We start from the raw sequence: 18,211 nt of genomic DNA, 5'->3' as shown, positions 1-18,211 counted from the left end.
GTTAACCGGGACGGGGCTCATAGATTTACGTATCTGGACAAAACCCTTACTAACGGAAAACGCTGCGACTCCAGCCACAGGGCGGGCAGATTATCGCAGGAATCGCTTTTTGGTTGGGGAAAATGTTCTTAAAAGGTTAATTGTCGGTGAATTTATCGGAAGGAATGTGAATGTAATCGCATACATGTAGGAAAATTACGTAAGGGTTACAGTGTGAATACGATTCAGCTAATACGGGGGATTTGCCCTCCCCGGGAAGGGGAGGGCACGAGGGAATTAATGAACCTGCGGATCCGCCGGGGAGGCGTTATTGCGGATCTCCGCGATATCCATCGCGTTGAACACGTAATGCGTACCGCAGTAGTCGCAGTGCATATCAATTTCACCGTCTTCCGCCATGATGCTGTCGATCTCTTCATCCGGCAGGGTTTTCAGCGCGCCCGCGCAGCTCTCACGGGAACAGGTGCATTTGAACTCAACCGCCTGCGGGTCGTAAACCGTCACCTCTTCTTCGTGATACAGACGCCACAGCACGTCGGTCGCGGACAGGGTGAACAGCTCTTCGGCCTTAACGGTTTCGGTCAGGGTCGCCAGGTGCTCGAAGTCGTTCGTCTGTGCGTCCTGCGCTGGCAGAACCTGCAACAGCATACCGCCCGCCGCCGGCTGGCCGTCCACTTCACCGGTGCGGATGAACAGACGCGTCGGCAGCTGCTCGGAGCGCATGAAGTAATCTTCCAGGCATGCCGCCAGGGTGTCGCCTTCCAGACCGACCACGCCCTGATAACGCTCGCCCTCTTCCGGGGAGATGGTGATGACCAGATAGCCATTGCCCACCAGCGTTTTCAGATCCGCGTTTTCAGGCACGTCGCCCTGAACGCGCGCCACGCCGCGCATCTGCTGCTGGTTATTCCCGTTGATCACCGCCAGCGTCATCGGGCCGTCACCCTGCAACTGCACGGTGATATCACCGGCAAACTTCAGCGTCGCGGTCAGCAGGCTGGTGGCAACCAGCAGTTCGCCCAACAGGGTTTTTACCGGCAGCGGGTAGTTGTGGTTTTCCAGGATCTGTTTCCAGGTCTCGGACACGGTGACCAGCTCGCCGCGCACGGCGAATTGTTCAAACAGATAGCGGTGTAATTGGTCGTGTTGGGCCATAATAGTCTCTCGTGCGGGTGAGGGGTTAGTCGCTCTCACCGTGTTTAAATTTCATCAGTTCACGGCGCTCTTTTTTATCCGGACGCCGATCCGGGTGCGGCATGGTCAGCGCGTTCATTTTGCGTGCCAGTGCCGTCTTCTCGCGTTTTTCGACGCTTTCCACCGTTTCTTCATAGAGCAAAACGGCTTCGGTTGCGGGCCTTCGCTGTTCGGTAATGGCTTTGATCACCACCGTTTTTTCATCGTTGCCCTGACGCAGGGTTATCGTGGCATTCAGCTCAACCAGCTTGCTCGGCTTGCCGCGCTGGCCGTTGTAATGCACTTTTCCGCCGTCAATCATCTCCCGGGCAAGCGCGCGCGTTTTGTAAAAACGGGCGGCCCACAGCCATTTATCCAGTCTTACCCCGTCGGAGGGTTTTTCTTTCATGGCGACTCCTTCACGGTGAGTGAGGGGATCATCCGGCGATAGTCGTTCAGCCCCGGATGACGCAGATAGCTTTTTTCAGCCAGGCCGGAATCAGGGTTCGTCACGCCCACGCAGTAGCGAATGCCAAAGGTGGCGGCAGAATCCAGAATCGCTTCGCTGTCGTCAATGAACAGCGTTCTTTCCGGCTGTAAGTCGGTCTCTTCCGCCACGGCGTGCCACAACCGCTGATCTTCTTTCGGATAACCAAATGTGTGGGTAGAAAGTAATAAATCAAGGTGTGATGCCAGTCCGGTGTGTTCCAGCTTCACGGCCAGGTTGTGCGGGTGCGCGTTGGTCAGCAAAATCCGGCGCTTGCCGCTGGCTTTCAGCGCGTCCAGGAACGGCACGGTGTCTTCACGCAAAACGGCGCGCGGCCCCTGGGCAGTGGTCATGGCGCAAATATCCAGGCCGAGGCGCTCGCTCCAGTAGTCGAGACAGTACCAGTTTAGCGTATGCTGCACGGCGCTATACTGCGAACGGATGAATTCCTGCGCCTCTGCCGGGGAGATCCCCTGCTGTTTGCCGTAGGTTTCAGGCACCAGCGTTTGCCAGAAAAAGTTATCGAAGGCGAGATCGAGCAGCGTGCCGTCCATATCCAGCAGGACGGTATCCACGTCCTGCCAGGCGATATCAAGATGCATAAGGGGAACTCTTTAGCCAGAAGTTACGTGCGCGACAGGGTAGCATAAGTTGTCGCGCCGTGACGTTATCCGATCAGGCTCTCCGGGGAGGAGATGAGCTTAGGATTGAGGCAGTTTTCGTAGTATTGCTGGATCTCAGCCAGACGCGTGCGCGAGCGCTGGTAGCGGCGCACGGCCATATAGCCGTTCCAGAGCATACAGGCGAGCATGGCGATCATCAGCAGGGAAGTGCCGACGTAGCGCCACAGCCCCGCGCTGTCCGGCATCCGGTGCAGATCGATATGGCGCGTGCCGTTGGCGTCGGTCACGATCCGCGTAACGATCCCTTCGGCGCTGAACGGCGTTTGCATCAGCATTTGCGCCAGACGCTGGAACTCGCCCCACTGCTCCTGGGCCGGGTAATCATACAGCGCGACCTGCGGATACGGCTGATCGACCAGGTCGCTCCCCTCGTCGCTGGCAATCACAAACCCGCCCGGTGCCGGGCTGTTCAGCGACTGCGCGGCGCGGGTGGTTTCGCGCATCACGAACGGCGCGGTGGAGGTGGTGACCAGATTATCCAGAGATTCGGCGCTGACCGGGCGCAGCAGCACGTTCACGCCGTCCAGCTTGCCCGCGTTTGCGCGCTTCACCAGCGCTTCCCAGTCTTTGCTGTTGCCGAGGTTAACCAGCGCGTTCTTCAGGCGCACGCACTCGTCCGGTGCGGAGCACAAATCCTGGGTTTTCTGCACGATTTCACCGAAGTCGTCCAGCAGGATCATGCCGGATTTCTGAATGGCGGAACGCAGGGCCGGGCTAACGCGGGAATCATCATCCGCCTTCGGATGCAGCTGGCGGCTTACCGCCTGGCTAAGGGCGGCGGCTTTACCCACCACGTCAGACTCGGGCAGCGGCAGCGGCGGCGCGTCGTTCCAGATAATCTGCGAGCAGTCAAACGGGGCGAACGGCGAGTTTTGACGCATGTTCCAGCTGCCCGGCGCATGGATGTTACACATCCCGGTGCCTTTCAGGCGCAGCGTATCGCCCACCCGCACGCCGGCCTCGTCCAGCTCTTTTACGCTGGTGGCTTCGACGGTTTGCGCCCCTTTGATCCACGACAGGGTGAATTTGATGGGCATATCGAGCGGCACGAAGAAAATCAGCATTATCAGCACGGCGGCAGCGCCTCCGGCGATCACGCTGCTGCGCAGCCAGTGCTGGAGCGGGAAGTTCTTCACCTCGTCGTGCAGGGAGAGATACCGCCCCTGACGCACCACCTGACGGTCGAGATAGATATCGATATCCGTTTTATGACCCAAATCCTGGGCGATCCACGGCTGCCAGTGGCGCGGGTAAATCAGGTCGATAATGCCGAGGGAGATATTGTTGATATGTTCCTGATCGTTCTCACCGAACAACCCCCAGCGCTTCGGCGTGCCGCGCAGGCAGTGGATTTCCCGCAGGGCGGTTTTAGACGGTGGCGCAAACAGCCCCCACAGACCCGCAGCCAGCAGCAGCACCGCGCCGCCAGCCAGCCAGGGCACGAAGACGTCCGGGGAGAGCAGGCAGATAAAGAACAGCAGGAAGGCGGCGACGATCAGCACCGCCTCGCGGATGCCGTCCGGGCGGCTCAGGGCGTACTCTTCGTGCGTTTCCTGACGGATATTGAGCAGCTCAATCTGCTCAGTCTCTTCGCCACGAATAGACGCCTGCGTTGAACTCGCGCGCTCCAGCGCAAAGCGCGGCGCTTCCTGAACATACTCGTTCAGGGTGTGTCCGTTAAGGGTGATCACCAGCGGCAGAGAGTCGGTATGGATAAGCTCAACGCTGTTTTCGTCGTTGATATACTGCTCCCAGAACGGCGGAAGATGCACTTCAACGGAATCAAGATAGTAACGCCACTTGTTGGGATCGTCGGTGGTGATACCGTAGCGGGTAATCGAGCGCGTGACGCAAATGACGGTGTCGCTCTGCGCGTTAAGCGTCAGGGACACGGGCGCAGTGCTGGCGCCGGTTGGCCCGGGCGTCTGCTGCGAACGGTTTAGCGTGTCGAGGTAGCTTTCAACGGCGCTGCGTTCTTCCGGCGACAGTTTACGGGTGTTCGCACCGGCAAACGCGTTCAGGAAGGGCAACCGATATCGGCGCCGGGCGCGACCCCTGTATACCCACCCTGCAATCAAAGCGCAGGCCAGCATAGCAGCGAGAAAAATCAAAATGGTGCTCATGCTTTCCCCATCTTACTTATCTTCTTACAGGTGTATACCCGTCATACTTCGAGTTGTCTGTGGTTGGCTATCGGCAAGTATGGAGTCGAACTTGAGCGTTCTGAAGCGCATCCCAGTAATCGACGATGATAGCAAAGCCTGCCAACGCGCGATATCAGCAAATTCCTGGAGAGATTTCAACCTCTTGACTTTTGTTTTGAAATGAGAGTTTATTCTCGTAACGTTGCAAAAATGTAAATAAAGAACGATTGACATTGCCCAAACCGTGCGGCGTATCGCACAATAACCCCAGTTCACACAGTAAAGACCCATCAAGATGAGCAAACCATTACAAAAACCCACCATTCTGAATGTTGAAACAGTCGCCAAGTCGCGCCTGTTTAATGTCGAGAGCGTGGATCTGGAGTTCAGCAACGGTGTGCGTCGCGTTTATGAACGTATGCGCCCCTCTGCGCGCGAAGCGGTGATGATTGTACCCATCATCGACGAGCATCTGATTTTAATCCGCGAATATGCAGTGGGAACAGAATCTTATGAGCTTGGGTTCTCAAAAGGGCTGATTGACCCAGGCGAAACCGTGTTTGAAGCCGCCAACCGCGAGCTCAAAGAAGAGGTCGGGTTTGGGGCGAACGAGCTGTCGTTCCTGAAAAAGCTCAGCATGGCGCCCTCTTATTTCTCCAGCAAAATGAATATCGTGGTGGCGGAAGATCTCTATCCAGAAAAGCTGGAAGGGGACGAGCCGGAACCGCTGCCGCAGGTGCGCTGGCCGCTGGCCCACCTGATGGATTTACTGGAAGATCCAGACTTTAACGAAGCCCGTAACGTGAGCGCGCTGTTCCTGGTGCGCGAGTGGCTAAAAGGGCAGGGGCGTTTGTAGGCCATAAAAAACGGCAACCAGACGTTGCCGTTTTGCGTTGACGTTGTAGGCCGGGTCAGGCGAAGCCGCCACCCGGCTTTTTTGTGCCCATCAGAACAGCTCGTGCGTTTCGCCGTTATCAATCAGCTCCGTACCCACCTCTTGCACCGCCTGCGTGGTAGGCTGCGTACCTTCGATGAAATACTCCGCACGGCTATTGCCGCCGTTGGCTAACTGCCCGGTGCTGCGATCGATATTGACCGTGACAATACCCGGCGGTGGCGTCAGCGGCTGTTCAGGCACGCCGTCCAGCACCGCTTTCATGTAGGCATCCCAGGCCGGTTGCGCACTTTTCGCGCCGCCTTCGTAACCGGAAATCTGATCTTTAATCGCGCCAGACGCCGTGGTGCGGCCTAAATCACGGCGGTGATCGTCAAAGCCGATCCAGACCGAAGTCACCACGCCAGGACCGTAACCCGAGAACCAGGCATCTTTCGAGCTGTTGGTCGTTCCGGTTTTGCCGCCGATATCGTGGCGCTGCAAATCACGCCCTGCGCGCCAGCCCGTGCCCTGCCAGCCCGGCTCGCCGAAGATGTTGGTGTTCAGCGCGCTCTTGATCAGGAACGACAGCGGGGTGTTGATCACATGCGGTGCATACTCCGGCGCGCCGCTCTGCGCGACCAGCGCCTGATTCGCCTGCTCCAGCTGCGGCTGAGGCACGGTGGAGTTCTGCTGCTCCTGGGAAATCGCAACGTCCTCCATGTCCTTGTTCTCAAGCACGTTGGATTTTGGCGTATCGCCGTAAATCACCGGAATATCGCATTCGGCACAGGCAATTTTCGGATTCGCTTCAAACAGCACGCCGCCCTGGTCGTTCTCGATTTTACTGATGTAGTACGGGTCAACCAGGAAGCCGCCGTTGGCCATTACCGAGTAGCCGCGCGCCACCTGCAACGGCGTAAAGGAGGCCGAGCCGAGCGCCAGCGATTCGGTATGCACGATGTTCTGCGCCGGGAAGCCGAAACGCTGCAAATATTCAGCCGCGTAGTCAACGCCCATTGCACGCATCGCGCGTACCATCACCACGTTCTTCGACTGCCCCAGACCCTGACGCAGACGAATTGGCCCCGCGTATTGTGGCGGAGAGTTTTTCGGCTGCCAGTCTGAGCCCGCACCCGCATCCCAGCGCGAAATCGGTACATCGTTAAGAATGCTGGCGAGCGTCAGCCCTTTGTCCATCGCCGCGGTGTAGAGGAACGGCTTGATGTTCGAGCCCACCTGGCGCAGCGCCTGGGTGGCGCGGTTAAACTTGCTCTGGTTGAAATCAAAGCCGCCCACCAGCGCCATCACCGCCCCGTTTTGCGGGTTGATGGAGACCAGCGCGGAGTTCACGTCCGGCACCTGCGCCAGCCACCAGGCGTCGCCGACCTGGCGTACCCAGATCTGCTCGCCGGTCTGGATCGCGTCGGTGACCTTACGCGGCGTTGGCCCTTGCAGGGTGTCAGAGCGGTACGGACGCGCCCAGCGAACGCCGTCCATGCGCAGCGACACCGAGGTGCCATCTGCCAGCATCACTACCGCTTCCTGCGGGCTCGCGCTTATCACCGCCGCAGGCAACAGCGGCCCGTAGGTCGGCAGCGACTTCAGGGTCGAGGTGATTTTTTTGCTGTCCCACGCGCCTTCGCCCACTTTCCACAGCACGTTCGACGGGCCGCGATAGCCGTGACGCATATCGTAATCCATCACGTTATTGCGTACCGCCTGCTGCGCCGCCTGCTGCACTTTGCGGGTGATGGTGGTGTAAATGCGATAGCCGTCTTCATAGGCGGTCTCACCGTAGCGGCTGACCATATCCTGACGCACCATTTCCGTGAGGTACGGCGCGGAGAAGGCGATTTCAGGGGCGTGATAGTTAGCGTCAATCACGTCGTTACGCGCCTGCTCGTACTCGGTCTGGCTGATGTAGCCTTCGCTCAACATACGCGACAGCACCACGTTGCGACGCGCCGTGGCGCGATCGAGCGAGTAGAGCGGGTTGAACGTGGAAGGCGCTTTCGGCAGACCGGCGATAGTCGCCATCTCGCTTAAGGTGAGCTGCTCGACGGGCTTACCGAAATAGACCTGCGCCGCCGCCCCCACGCCGTAGGCGCGGTAGCCGAGGTAGATCTTGTTGAGGTAGAGCTCGAGGATCTCGTCTTTGCTCAGCAGCTGCTCGATGCGGATCGCGAGGAACACCTCTTTGATCTTACGCATCAGCGTTTTTTCCGGGCTCAGGAAGAAGTTACGCGCGAGCTGCTGCGTAATGGTACTCGCCCCCTGGGACGCATGGCCGGAGAACAGCGCCACGCTGGCGGCGCGGAAAATACCGACCGGATCGACACCGTGGTGCTCGTAGAAACGGCTGTCCTCGGTGGCGATAAAGGCGTTCACCATCACGGGTGGGATCTGTTTTAAGGTCAACGGGATACGGCGCTTTTCGCCATATTGCGCTATCAGCTCGCCATCGGCGCTATAGACCTGCATTGGGATCTGGAGTCGAACGTCACGAAGCGTGGCGACATCAGGTAGCTGCGGCTCAATGTACTTGTACAAACCATAAATCGAGCCTGCTCCCAGCAGAATGCAACAGACTGCAAGGATCAATAAATACTTTACGAACTTCACCGGAGATTTCCCATTTGGTTCCACTTGGGCAGTTTATAAACAATCGCGCGGTAGTATAAAGGCAAGCCTGATGCATTGATATAGCCGTCAACCCGATGGTCGATAAGGAGATCGTGACTCATGGCTTTCAAAACCTGGCATACGGGCGTTCATATTCAACAAGATAGGGTGCAGATCGTCGCCCTCACCAAAGAGAAGCTGGCCTGGGGGCTACGCTGCTGGTGGTCGATTCCGCTGGCGGAAGGCATTATCCGCGACGGGCAAATTCTTAAGCCCGACCTGCTGGTCGTTGCCCTGCGCGGCTGGCGGCGGATGCTGCCGCTGCATCATCGGGTTTTCCTCGCCTTCCCGGCGGCGCGCACCCTGCAAAAGACCCTGCCTCGCCCGGCGATGACCCTGCGCGATAGCGAGCAGGTGAGTTGGGTCAGCTCCGCGCTGGCGCGCGAGCTGGAGATGCCCCCGGAGTCGCTCTGCTTCGACTACGCGCAGGACACCTTCAGCCACGCTTACCACGTCACCGCCGCGCAAAACAAAGAGGTCGCTACCCTGCTGTCGCTCGCCGAAACCCTGCGTCTGCGGCTGGTGGCCGTCACCCCGGATGCGGGCGCGCTGGTGAGCTTACTCCCGTCCATCGCCCCGGCCCGGTGCGTTGCCTGGCGCGATAAAAACCAGTGGCTCTGGGCGATGCGTCACCAGTGGGGGCGGCGCTTAACCTGCGAAGCGGACAATGTTGCTGAGCTGGCGGCGCTGCTGGCGCTCTCTGCTGACGATATCGTCCTGTTTGACGATGACGACCGCGATCCCTTTGCGCTGCTTTCACGCTGCCAGCCGCCGCTGCCGGAATGCGGCGCGGCCTTTACCGTTGCGCTGGCGCTGGCCATGAGCGAGATGCCCGTATGAGCGGCGTCAATCTTCTGCCCTGGCGAGCGCAGCGCCGGGCGCGGTGCATACGCTTCTGGGCCGTTCTGCTGGCGGGATGGCTGGTGCTGATCCTCGCGATGACGTTCGGCCTGCGCGCGAGCCAGACGCTCGCCGTGCGTGCGCTACAGCTGGAGTTAACGGCGATCGCCACCGTTCAGCAGGCGCTTGACGCGCGTCGGAAGCAGGCACCGCAAACGCCGCTTGTGATGCCGCAAACGCCCGCAACGCCGTTATGGCAACCGGCGCTGGTGTCGCTGGCGCAGGCGTTTCCGCCGCAGGCATGGCTCACGGCGCTGCGCTATCACGCGTCCACCCTGACGCTCACCGGGTACGCCGCCACGCTGCCCGCCCTGACGGAAATGGCGGGTGCGCTCTCGCAGGTGACGGGGCTTACGCCGGGGCCGGCAGGGGAGTTGCAGCAGGATGAGCAAGGCCGGTGGATGTTCACTTTCAGGCTTAAGAGTCAGGGGTAGACGGTGAATATTCTCGTTGAACGCTGGTGCGCGAGTCGTGCCAGAACGCGTGCGCTCATTGCGGGTCTGCTGGCGGGCATTATGGCGCTGGCTGGCTGGGGGCTGCTGGTCAAGCCGGTGCAGAGGCAGCACGTCGCGCTCGAAGCACGGCGCGCTGAGGCAATGCAGGCGACTTCTTCGCTCTGGTCTGCGGTCAGACGCTTTCCTCCGGTCGTAACGCCAGACGCGCCGCAGATAAAAGCGCCTTTTTCACCGCTGGATTTTCAGGGCAGCGGCACGCGGCTGGTTCACTGGAAGCCCGCCGGGGGCGGTGGCGCGCTGACGCTGGAGGCGGACTGGGCGCAGATCCCGGTGGTTTTTGCCCGGCTGGCACAGCGGGAGGCCGTCGTGGGGGAGTTTGACATCCACCCGCACGGCGCGCGGCTGCGGTTGAATCTTCAGCTGGAGCTGCCCCATGCACGGTAATTTGCGCCGTTTGATCCTGTGCTCCGTATTGATGCTGACCGGGATGCGCGATCCCTTTCAGCCGCCGGAAGACCGCTGCGCGAGCAGGCAACTGGCGCAGTGGCGGTATCAGGGCACGATTAACCAGGTCGGTCTTTTGCTGGACGGGCAAAAGCGCTGGCATCGCGTGAAAGCGGGAGATGCCCTGCCGACAGGCTGGCAGGTGGTGTCTGTGAATGAAAAGGAACTGATCGTCACGCTGGATAAGGCCTGTGAGCCGACGCAGTGGCGATGGCAACGACAAGGAACGAAGAATGAAAACAGGGATGACGCTTTTACTGATCCTGCTCAGCAGCCTGGCCCGGGGCGCCGCGCCAAAGCCGGTCACGCTGGTGGTGGATGACGTGCCCGTGGTTCAGGTGCTCCAGACGCTTGCCTCGCAGGAGGGGCGCAATCTGGTGGTGTCGCCGGACGTCAAAGGCTCGCTCTCGCTCAATCTTACCCGCGTCCCCTGGCGGCAGGCGCTTCAAACGGTGATCGCCAGCGCCGGGCTGGTGGTGCACGAGGATCGCGGGATTTTTTACGTCCACACGGCGGCGTGGCAGCGTGAGCAGCAGACGCGTAAAGCGCAGGAGCAGGAGAAGCGGCGGCTGGAGGCGCCGTTGATATCGCGAAGTATTGCGCTCTCGTGGGCGGATGCCGGTGAACTGCAAAAGGCGGCCGAGAAGCTTCTCAGTCCAAAAGGCAGTTTGTCGGTGGATAAGCGCACCAATCGCCTGCTGGCGCGGGATAACAAGGCGGTGCTTGATGCCCTACAGCACTGGGCGACGCAGATGGATATCCCCGTTGAGCAGGTCGAGCTGGCGGCGCATATCGTCACCATCACCGAGAAAAGCCTGCGCGAGCTGGGTGTGAAGTGGAATCTCGCCGGGGCAGCGCAGGGCGGCAGCGTGGGGCAGGCGAGCACCCTGAGCGCCGGGCTGTCGGCGCTACAGGCGACGACGCATGTCGGTTTTAACATCGGGCGGATCAACGGCAGGCTGCTCGATCTGGAGCTGTCGGCGCTGGAGCAAAAACAGCAGGTGGAGATCATTGCCAGCCCGCGCCTGCTCGCCTCGCACATGCAGCCCGCCAGCATCAAGCAGGGGAGCGAAATTCCGTATCAGGTCTCCAGCGGCGAAAGCGGTTCTACGTCTGTGGAATTTAAAGAGGCGGTGCTCGGCATGGAGGTGACGCCCGTGGTGTTACCGGGCGGGCGCGTGCGGCTGAAGTTACACATCAGCGAAAACATGCCGGGGCAGGTATTAAAGCAGGCCGACGGCGAAACGCTGGCGATAGATAAGCAGGAGATACAGACGCAGGTTGAGGTAAAGAGTGGGGAAACGCTGGCGCTGGGCGGTATTTTCTCGCAGAAAAACAAAACCGGGAGCGACAGCGTGCCGGGGCTTGGAAAAATCCCCTGGCTCGGGCAACTTTTTCGCCATAACGGAAAAGATAATGAAAAGCGCGAGCTGGTGGTGTTTATCACGCCGCGTCTGGTCAGCGTTCAATAATGGGTAACGATCCCCGCAATGATTTTGCATTCAGTTTGTTGCAGATGTTTGACGTGGGACATGAATTAGCATACAAGGAGTACCGATTTGAGTTGGACTTGCGTGTTATTGCCCTATGCACCTGGCGCGGTGATTTAATCAGTTGCCAAACAAGCCGGAGTATTGAGATAATTTTTAGTCTGACTCTCGCTCAATTGCATATGAGGTTTCAGTTCATGTCCTGCTACGCCGGGTGTCTGCGAAGCGGGGATTACCATTAACGAATAGTCTTAGTAGTACCGAAAAAATGGCAGAGAAACGCAATATCTTTCTGGTTGGGCCTATGGGTGCCGGCAAAAGCACTATTGGGCGTCAGTTAGCTCAACAACTCAATATGGAATTTTACGATTCTGATCAAGAGATTGAGAAACGAACCGGAGCTGATGTGGGCTGGGTCTTCGACGTAGAAGGCGAAGAAGGTTTCCGTGACCGAGAAGAAAAAGTGATCAACGAACTCACGGAAAAACAGGGCATCGTTCTGGCGACAGGCGGCGGCTCCGTAAAATCTCGCGAAACCCGCAACCGTCTTTCCGCCCGTGGCGTGGTGGTCTATCTCGAAACGACCATCGAAAAACAGCTTGCCCGTACGCAGCGTGATAAAAAACGCCCGTTATTGCAGGTTGAAACGCCTCCGCGCGAGGTTCTGGAAGCCCTGGCCGGTGAACGCAATCCTCTGTACGAAGAGATTGCTGATGTGACCATTCGTACCGACGATCAGAGCGCTAAAGTGGTTGCAAACCAGATTATTCATATGCTGGAAAGCAACTGATTCTGGCTTAAAATACACTCGCCTGCGGGTAAAAGTAATAAAGGTGGATGTCGCGTCATGGAGAGGATTACCGTTACTCTCGGGGATCGTAGTTACCCTATCACCATCGCGGCTGGTTTGTTTAACGACCCAGCTTCCTTCTTACCACTGAAAGCGGGTGATCAGGCGATGCTGGTCACCAACGAGACATTGGCTCCGCTTTACCTCGATCGCGTTCGCCACCTGCTTGAACAGGCGGGCGTGAAAGTTGACAGTGTGATTCTTCCCGATGGCGAGCAGTATAAAAGCCTGGCGGTGCTCGATACCGTCTTTACCGCATTACTGCAAAAACCTCATGGTCGCGATACGACGCTGCTTGCCCTCGGCGGCGGTGTTGTCGGCGATCTGACGGGTTTTGCGGCCGCGAGTTACCAGCGTGGCGTTCGCTTTATTCAGATCCCGACCACGCTGTTGTCGCAGGTCGACTCCTCTGTTGGTGGCAAAACTGCCGTCAACCATCCGCTTGGCAAAAACATGATTGGCGCGTTCTACCAGCCCGCTTCGGTGGTGGTGGATCTCGACTGTCTGAAAACCTTGCCAAAACGCGAGCTGGCTTCTGGTCTTGCAGAAGTCATCAAATACGGCATCATTCTCGACGGTGAATTCTTCCAGTGGCTGGAAGAGAATATCGATGCGTTGCTGCGTCTTGACGAGCCTGCGCTGGCGTACTGCATTCGCCGTTGTTGTGAACTGAAGGCAGAAGTGGTTGCCGCAGACGAGCGTGAAACCGGCTTACGTGCTTTACTGAATCTGGGGCATACGTTTGGTCACGCCATTGAAGCCGAAATGGGTTATGGCAACTGGCTTCACGGCGAAGCGGTTGCCGCCGGTATGGTGATGGCTGCGCGTACATCTGAACGTCTTGGCCAGTTCACCCCGGAAGAGACCCAGCGCATTATCACGCTGCTTGAGCGCGCTGGCTTGCCGGTGACCGGGCCGCAGGAAATGTCTGCACACGCGTATTTACCCCACATGATGCGTGATAAGAAAGTATTGGCAGGTGAGATGCGACTCGTACTCCCGCTTGCAATAGGGAAGAGTGAAGTGCGCGGCGGAGTTCCGCACGATGTCGTTCTTGGCGCTATCGCTGATTGTCAGCAGGCGTAACAACTAGAAAGGTCAGGCCACCGTTAAACGTGGTCGTTTAGCTTCAGGTGAAATGCAAAGTCGTTGGCATAAGCCTTTGAGTGGGGTGTTAAATGGATGAATTCAAACCAGAAGACGAGCTGAAACCCGATCCCAGCGATCGTCGCACTGGTCGTTCTCGTCAATCTTCAGAACGTGATAACGAGCCGCATATCAACTTTGACGAGGTTGAAGTGGACGCAGACGATCGTCGCCCTGCGCGCAGCCGTAACGTGCGCGATGAGCGAGAAGAGGATTATGAGTCCGAAGAAGATTCAATGGACGAAGAGCCTGTCGTAGAGCGTCGCCCGCGTAAGCGTAAAAAAGCGGCGGCTAAACCGGCTTCCCGCCAGTACATCATGATGGGCCTGGGCGTGTTTGTTCTGCTGCTGCTGATTATCGGCATCGGTTCCGCGCTGAAAGCACCGTCTACAGATTCCTCGTCACAGACCGCGTCTGCTGAGAAAAGCATTAACCTGTCCGGCAACGATGCCGCTGACCAGGCGAACGGTGCGCAGCCAGCGCCGGGCACCACCTCCGCAGAGCAGACCGCCGGTAACCCTAACTCGCCGCAGGATATCTCTCTGCCGCCAGTCTCTTCTACCCCGACCCAGGGTCAGACGCCAGCGACGCCAGACGGCCAGCAGCGTGTGGAAGTGCAGGGTGACCTGAATAACGCGCTGACCCAGCCGCAGAGCCAGGAGCAGGTCAACACTGCCGTCGCGAGCTCTACGCTGCCAACCGAACCTGCAACCGTGGCGCCGATTCGTGGCGGCAACGCGCAGCAGCAAACTGCTGCGACGGAAACGAAGCCGCACAATACGCAGGCTGCGCCTAAGCAGGAGCGTAAGCAGGCCGTGATTGAGCCGAAGCGTGAAACCAAACCGCAAGCGGTAGTGAAAGCGCCAGAATCAAAACCGGTCACGCAGCCGAAACGCACTGAAACCGCAGCAGCGAAAGAGCCTGTGAAAGCGCCAGCCGCGACGGCAGCACCGAAAGCAACGGCGACCACTGCGGCTCCGACCACAACGGCACCTGCGGCGACAACCTCAGCGCCTGCTGCAACCGCAGCGGCATCCGGTGCGGCGTCAGGTAAATCGGCGGGTAACGTCGGTTCTCTGAAATCTGCGCCATCCAGCAACTACACCCTGCAACTCAGCAGCTCGTCTAACTACGACAACCTCAACGGTTGGGCGAAGAAGTCGAACCTGAAAAACTACGTGGTCTATCAGACGACCCGTAACGGGCAGCCGTGGTATGTGCTGGTCAGCGGTGTGTATGCCTCTAAAGACGAAGCGAAGCGTGCCGTAGCGGCGCTGCCAGCGGATGTTCAGGCGAAAAACCCGTGGGCGAAGCCGATTCATCAGGTTCAGGCCGACCTGAAGTAATGTTTAAAGCGCAGGATGCTGTCGGAGCTTTCTCCACAGCCGGAGAAGGTGTAATCAGTTAGTCAGCATGAAAAAAAATCGCGCTTTCCTTAAATGGGCAGGGGGGAAATACCCCCTGCTCGATGATATTAAAAAGCACCTGCCAAAGGGCGAGTGTCTTATCGAGCCTTTCGTAGGCGCTGGATCGGTATTCCTGAATACCGATTTTTCTCGTTATATCCTTGCGGATATCAACAGCGATCTTATTAGCCTCTACACCATCGTAAAGCTGCGTACCGACGAGTATGTCGACGAGGCGCGCAAGCTGTTTACGCCAGAGCACAACGATCCGGACGTTTACTACCGACTGCGCACCGAGTTCAACCAGAGCCAGGATCCGTTCCGTCGCGCGCTGCTGTTCCTCTATCTCAACCGTCATGGCTACAATGGCCTGTGTCGGTATAACCTGCGCGGCGAGTTCAACGTGCCTTTTGGCCGCTACAAGCGCCCGTATTTCCCGCAGGCCGAGCTGTACCATTTTGCAGAGAAAGCGCAGAACGCCGAGTTCCTTTGCCTCTCCTATGAAGAGTGTATGGACAAAGCAGACGCCAGCTCGGTGGTCTACTGTGACCCGCCCTACGCGCCGCTGTCTGCGACGGCGAACTTTACCGCCTATCACACCAACAGCTTCAGCCCTGCCGAGCAGGCACGGCTGGCGGAAATGGCGGAAAAGCTGGTCAGCAAAAGAATTCCAGTGTTAATTTCGAATCACGATACGCCGGACACGCGCGAATGGTACAAGGCCGCGGAGCATTTCCAGGTCAAAGTACGGCGCAGCATCAGCAGCAACGGCGGCACACGTAAAAAGGTGGACGAACTTCTGGCTCTTTATCGACCCTGAGCCGTTTTGCCCGCCGGTAAACACATTTCAAGGAGATGCGGATGAAACAGTTTTTGATTGCCCCCTCAATTCTGTCGGCCGATTTTGCCCGCCTGGGTGAAGACACCGCGAACGCGCTGGCCGCGGGTGCGGATGTCGTCCATTTCGACGTTATGGATAACCACTACGTTCCCAATCTGACCATCGGCCCGATGGTGCTCAAAGCGCTGCGCAACTACGGCATTACCGCCCCGATCGACGTGCACCTGATGGTGAAACCCGTCGATCGCATCGTGCCGGATTTTGCCGCGGCGGGTGCCAGCATCATTACCTTCCATCCTGAAGCCTCCGAGCATGTGGATCGCACCTTACAGCTCATCAAAGAGCACGGCTGTAAAGCGGGTCTGGTGTTCAACCCGGCCACGCCGCTGAGCTACCTCGATTACGTGATGGACAAGCTCGACGTGATCCTGCTGATGTCCGTAAACCCGGGCTTTGGCGGCCAGTCGTTCATTCCGCACACGCTCGATAAACTGCGTGAAGTTCGCCGCCGTATCGACGAGTCGGGCTACGACATTCGTCTGGAGGTGGATGGCGGCGTGAAGGTGAGCAACATTGGTGAGATTGCGGCGGCGGGTGCAGACATGTTTGTCGCCGGCTCGGCTATCTTCGACCAGCCGGATTACAAGAAAGTGATTGATGAAATGCGCAGTGAACTGGCAAAGGTAAGTCATGGATAAATTTCAGGCAATTCGGGGCGTCGCATTCGACCTTGACGGCACGCTGGTGGACAGCGCGCCGGGCTTAAGCAGCGCGGTCGATCGGGCGCTGTACGCTCTTGAACTCCCGGTGGCGGGCGAAGAGCGCGTCGTCACGTGGATCGGTAACGGTGCGGATGTGCTGATGGAGCGCGCGCTGACCTGGGCGCGCCAGGAGCGTGCGGTGCAGCGTTCCGCGCAGGGCAAGCCGAGCGTGGATCACGCGGATATCCCGCAGGACGAGCAGCTGCGTATTCTGCGTAAGCTGTTTGACCGTTACTACGCAGAGACCGTAGAAGAGGGCAGCTTCCTGTTTCCGGAGGTTGCCGACACACTGAGCGCGCTGCATGCCAAAGGCATTCCGCTGGGGCTGGTGACCAACAAGCCGACGCCGTTTGTGGCGCCGCTGCTGGACGCGCTCGGTATCGCTAAATTCTTCTCGGTGATTGTCGGCGGCGATGACGTGCAGAATAAAAAGCCGCATCCGGAACCGCTACTGCTGGTGGCAGGAAAATTATCCTTAACGCCTGCGGAGCTGCTCTTTGTCGGTGATTCCCGCAATGATATTCTGGCCGCCAAAGCGGCAGGCTGTCCTAGCGTGGGATTAACCTATGGCTACAACTACGGTGAAGCCATTACGGTCAGTGAGCCGGACGTCGTGTTCGATCGCTTCAACGATATTTTGCCCGTCCTCGGGCTTTCGCACAGTGAAAATCAGGAATTGAAAAATGACTAAGCCCATCGTTTTTAGTGGCGCACAGCCTTCAGGTGAACTGACCATTGGTAACTACATGGGTGCGCTGCGTCAGTGGGTCAACATGCAGGATGACTACCATTGCATCTACTGCATCGTGGATCTTCATGCCATCACCGCACGTCAGGATCCTGAGAAGCTGCGCAAGGCCACGCTGGATACGCTGGCGCTCTATCTGGCCTGCGGCATCGACCCGGAAAAGAGCACCATCTTCGTGCAGTCTCACGTGCCGGAACACGCACAGCTTGGCTGGGCGCTGAACTGCTACACCTATTTCGGCGAGCTGAGCCGTATGACCCAGTTCAAGGATAAATCCGCGCGCTACTCTGAAAACATCAACGCCGGTCTGTTTGACTATCCGGTGCTGATGGCGGCGGACATCCTGCTGTATCAGACCAACCAGGTTCCCGTGGGTGAAGACCAGAAGCAGCACCTGGAGCTGAGCCGCGATATCGCCCAGCGCTTCAACGCGATTTACGGCGACGTGTTCAAAGTGCCTGAGCCGTTCATTCCGAAATCCGGCGCGCGCGTCATGTCGCTGCTGGAGCCTACCAAGAAGATGTCCAAGTCAGACGATAACCGCAACAACGTGATCGGCCTGCTGGAAGATCCAAAATCGGTGGTGAAAAAGCTCAAGCGCGCGGTGACGGACTCCGACGAGCCGCCGGTGGTGCGCTACGACGTGCAGAACAAAGCGGGCGTGTCTAACCTGCTGGACATTCTCTCTGGCGTAACGGGCCGTACCATTCCTGAGCTGGAGCAGCACTTCGAAGGCAAGATGTATGGTCACCTGAAAGGGGAAGTGGCGGAAGCCGTTTCCGGCATGCTGACCGACTTGCAGGAGCGTTATAACCGCTTCCGTAACGACGAAGCCTTCCTGCAAAAAGTGATGAAAGACGGCGCGGATAAAGCCAGCGCACGCGCGTCTGAAACGCTGAAAGCGGTGTACGAAGCGATTGGGTTTGTAGGTAAACCTTAACCCTGCTTTGCCGGGTGGCGCTAACGCTTACCCGGCCTACGGGATCGTGTAGGTCGGGTAAGGCGCAGCCGCCACCCGACAAAAAACCGATACAAAAAAACCGGGAAATCCCCGGTTTTTTTAC

Annotated in this window: 18 protein-coding genes; 13 read left to right on the top strand and 5 right to left on the bottom strand. The window is 58.3% G+C overall.

The window, feature by feature from the left end:
• Positions 1–276: 276 nt before the first annotated feature.
• From hslO to ACSVHP_RS20065, 4 genes are all read right to left on the bottom strand, one after another.
• Positions 277–1,155, bottom strand: coding sequence for an Hsp33 family molecular chaperone HslO (gene hslO / locus ACSVHP_RS20080; RefSeq protein ID WP_447552820.1), 879 nt, complete (start codon positions 1,153–1,155; stop codon positions 277–279).
• Between the two features lie 25 nt (positions 1,156–1,180).
• Positions 1,181–1,582: a ribosome-associated heat shock protein Hsp15 gene (gene hslR, locus ACSVHP_RS20075; protein WP_234671678.1), complete on the bottom strand. Its 402-nt coding sequence runs from the start codon at positions 1,580–1,582 to the stop codon at positions 1,181–1,183.
• Positions 1,579–2,262: a GMP/IMP nucleotidase gene (yrfG, locus tag ACSVHP_RS20070; RefSeq protein WP_447552818.1), complete on the bottom strand. Its 684-nt coding sequence runs from the start codon at positions 2,260–2,262 to the stop codon at positions 1,579–1,581. The genes hslR and yrfG overlap by 4 nt, the downstream gene beginning before the upstream one ends.
• A gap of 65 nt (positions 2,263–2,327) precedes the next feature.
• On the bottom strand, positions 2,328–4,466 hold the full coding sequence (locus ACSVHP_RS20065; RefSeq protein WP_447552816.1) for an intracellular growth attenuator family protein: 2,139 nt from the start codon (positions 4,464–4,466) through the stop codon (positions 2,328–2,330).
• 316 nt (positions 4,467–4,782) lie between these two features.
• Between ACSVHP_RS20065 and nudE the strand changes: the two genes are divergently transcribed.
• Positions 4,783–5,343 carry an ADP compounds hydrolase NudE gene (nudE, locus tag ACSVHP_RS20060; RefSeq protein WP_234671662.1) on the top strand — a complete coding sequence of 187 codons (561 nt, stop codon included), beginning with the start codon at positions 4,783–4,785 and terminating at the stop codon, positions 5,341–5,343.
• Positions 5,344–5,433: 90 nt separating this feature from the next.
• Here the strand turns inward: nudE and mrcA are convergent, their stop codons facing one another.
• Entirely contained in the window at positions 5,434–7,986 is a 2,553-nt protein-coding gene (mrcA, locus tag ACSVHP_RS20055; protein ID WP_447552815.1) for a peptidoglycan glycosyltransferase/peptidoglycan DD-transpeptidase MrcA, read from the bottom strand.
• Positions 7,987–8,106: 120 nt separating this feature from the next.
• On the opposite strand from mrcA, the gene ACSVHP_RS20050 reads away from it, so the two are divergent.
• The 12 genes from ACSVHP_RS20050 to trpS all read left to right on the top strand — a co-directional run bounded on the left by ACSVHP_RS20050 (position 8,107) and on the right by trpS (position 18,087).
• Entirely contained in the window at positions 8,107–8,886 is a 780-nt protein-coding gene (locus ACSVHP_RS20050) for a DNA utilization protein HofM (protein ID WP_447552814.1), read from the top strand.
• Positions 8,883–9,380, top strand: coding sequence for a PilN domain-containing protein (locus ACSVHP_RS20045; protein WP_447552813.1), 498 nt, complete (start codon positions 8,883–8,885; stop codon positions 9,378–9,380). The genes ACSVHP_RS20050 and ACSVHP_RS20045 overlap by 4 nt, the downstream gene beginning before the upstream one ends.
• Positions 9,381–9,383: 3 nt before the next feature.
• The gene (locus tag ACSVHP_RS20040) at positions 9,384–9,845 is read left to right on the top strand and encodes a HofO family protein (RefSeq protein ID WP_447552812.1); all 462 of its coding nucleotides are present in this window, start codon (positions 9,384–9,386) and stop codon (positions 9,843–9,845) included.
• Positions 9,835–10,227 carry a HofP DNA utilization family protein gene (locus ACSVHP_RS20035; RefSeq protein ID WP_447552811.1) on the top strand — a complete coding sequence of 131 codons (393 nt, stop codon included), beginning with the start codon at positions 9,835–9,837 and terminating at the stop codon, positions 10,225–10,227. The genes ACSVHP_RS20040 and ACSVHP_RS20035 overlap by 11 nt, the downstream gene beginning before the upstream one ends.
• The gene (gene hofQ, locus ACSVHP_RS20030; protein WP_447552810.1) at positions 10,139–11,377 is read left to right on the top strand and encodes a DNA uptake porin HofQ; all 1,239 of its coding nucleotides are present in this window, start codon (positions 10,139–10,141) and stop codon (positions 11,375–11,377) included. The genes ACSVHP_RS20035 and hofQ overlap by 89 nt, the downstream gene beginning before the upstream one ends.
• Positions 11,378–11,663: 286 nt before the next feature.
• Entirely contained in the window at positions 11,664–12,185 is a 522-nt protein-coding gene (gene aroK / locus ACSVHP_RS20025) for a shikimate kinase AroK (protein ID WP_010436374.1), read from the top strand.
• 57 nt (positions 12,186–12,242) lie between these two features.
• The gene (gene aroB, locus ACSVHP_RS20020; RefSeq protein ID WP_234671639.1) at positions 12,243–13,331 is read left to right on the top strand and encodes a 3-dehydroquinate synthase; all 1,089 of its coding nucleotides are present in this window, start codon (positions 12,243–12,245) and stop codon (positions 13,329–13,331) included.
• 92 nt (positions 13,332–13,423) lie between these two features.
• Positions 13,424–14,737, top strand: coding sequence for a cell division protein DamX (gene damX, locus ACSVHP_RS20015; protein ID WP_447552809.1), 1,314 nt, complete (start codon positions 13,424–13,426; stop codon positions 14,735–14,737).
• Positions 14,738–14,804: 67 nt separating this feature from the next.
• On the top strand, positions 14,805–15,617 hold the full coding sequence (gene dam / locus ACSVHP_RS20010; RefSeq protein ID WP_234671635.1) for an adenine-specific DNA-methyltransferase: 813 nt from the start codon (positions 14,805–14,807) through the stop codon (positions 15,615–15,617).
• 41 nt (positions 15,618–15,658) lie between these two features.
• Positions 15,659–16,336, top strand: a complete 678-nt coding sequence (gene rpe, locus ACSVHP_RS20005) for a ribulose-phosphate 3-epimerase (protein WP_234671633.1) — start codon at positions 15,659–15,661, stop codon at positions 16,334–16,336.
• Entirely contained in the window at positions 16,329–17,090 is a 762-nt protein-coding gene (gph, locus tag ACSVHP_RS20000) for a phosphoglycolate phosphatase (RefSeq protein ID WP_234671631.1), read from the top strand. The genes rpe and gph overlap by 8 nt, the downstream gene beginning before the upstream one ends.
• On the top strand, positions 17,083–18,087 hold the full coding sequence (gene trpS / locus ACSVHP_RS19995; RefSeq protein WP_447552808.1) for a tryptophan--tRNA ligase: 1,005 nt from the start codon (positions 17,083–17,085) through the stop codon (positions 18,085–18,087). Before gph ends, trpS begins: the two co-directional genes overlap by 8 nt.
• Positions 18,088–18,211: the final 124 nt, after the last annotated feature.

The organism is Enterobacter sp. 186315 (assembly GCF_053290175.1).
Note: the sequence above shows the minus strand (reverse complement) of the source record. Positions and strands in the feature narration are given on the sequence as shown.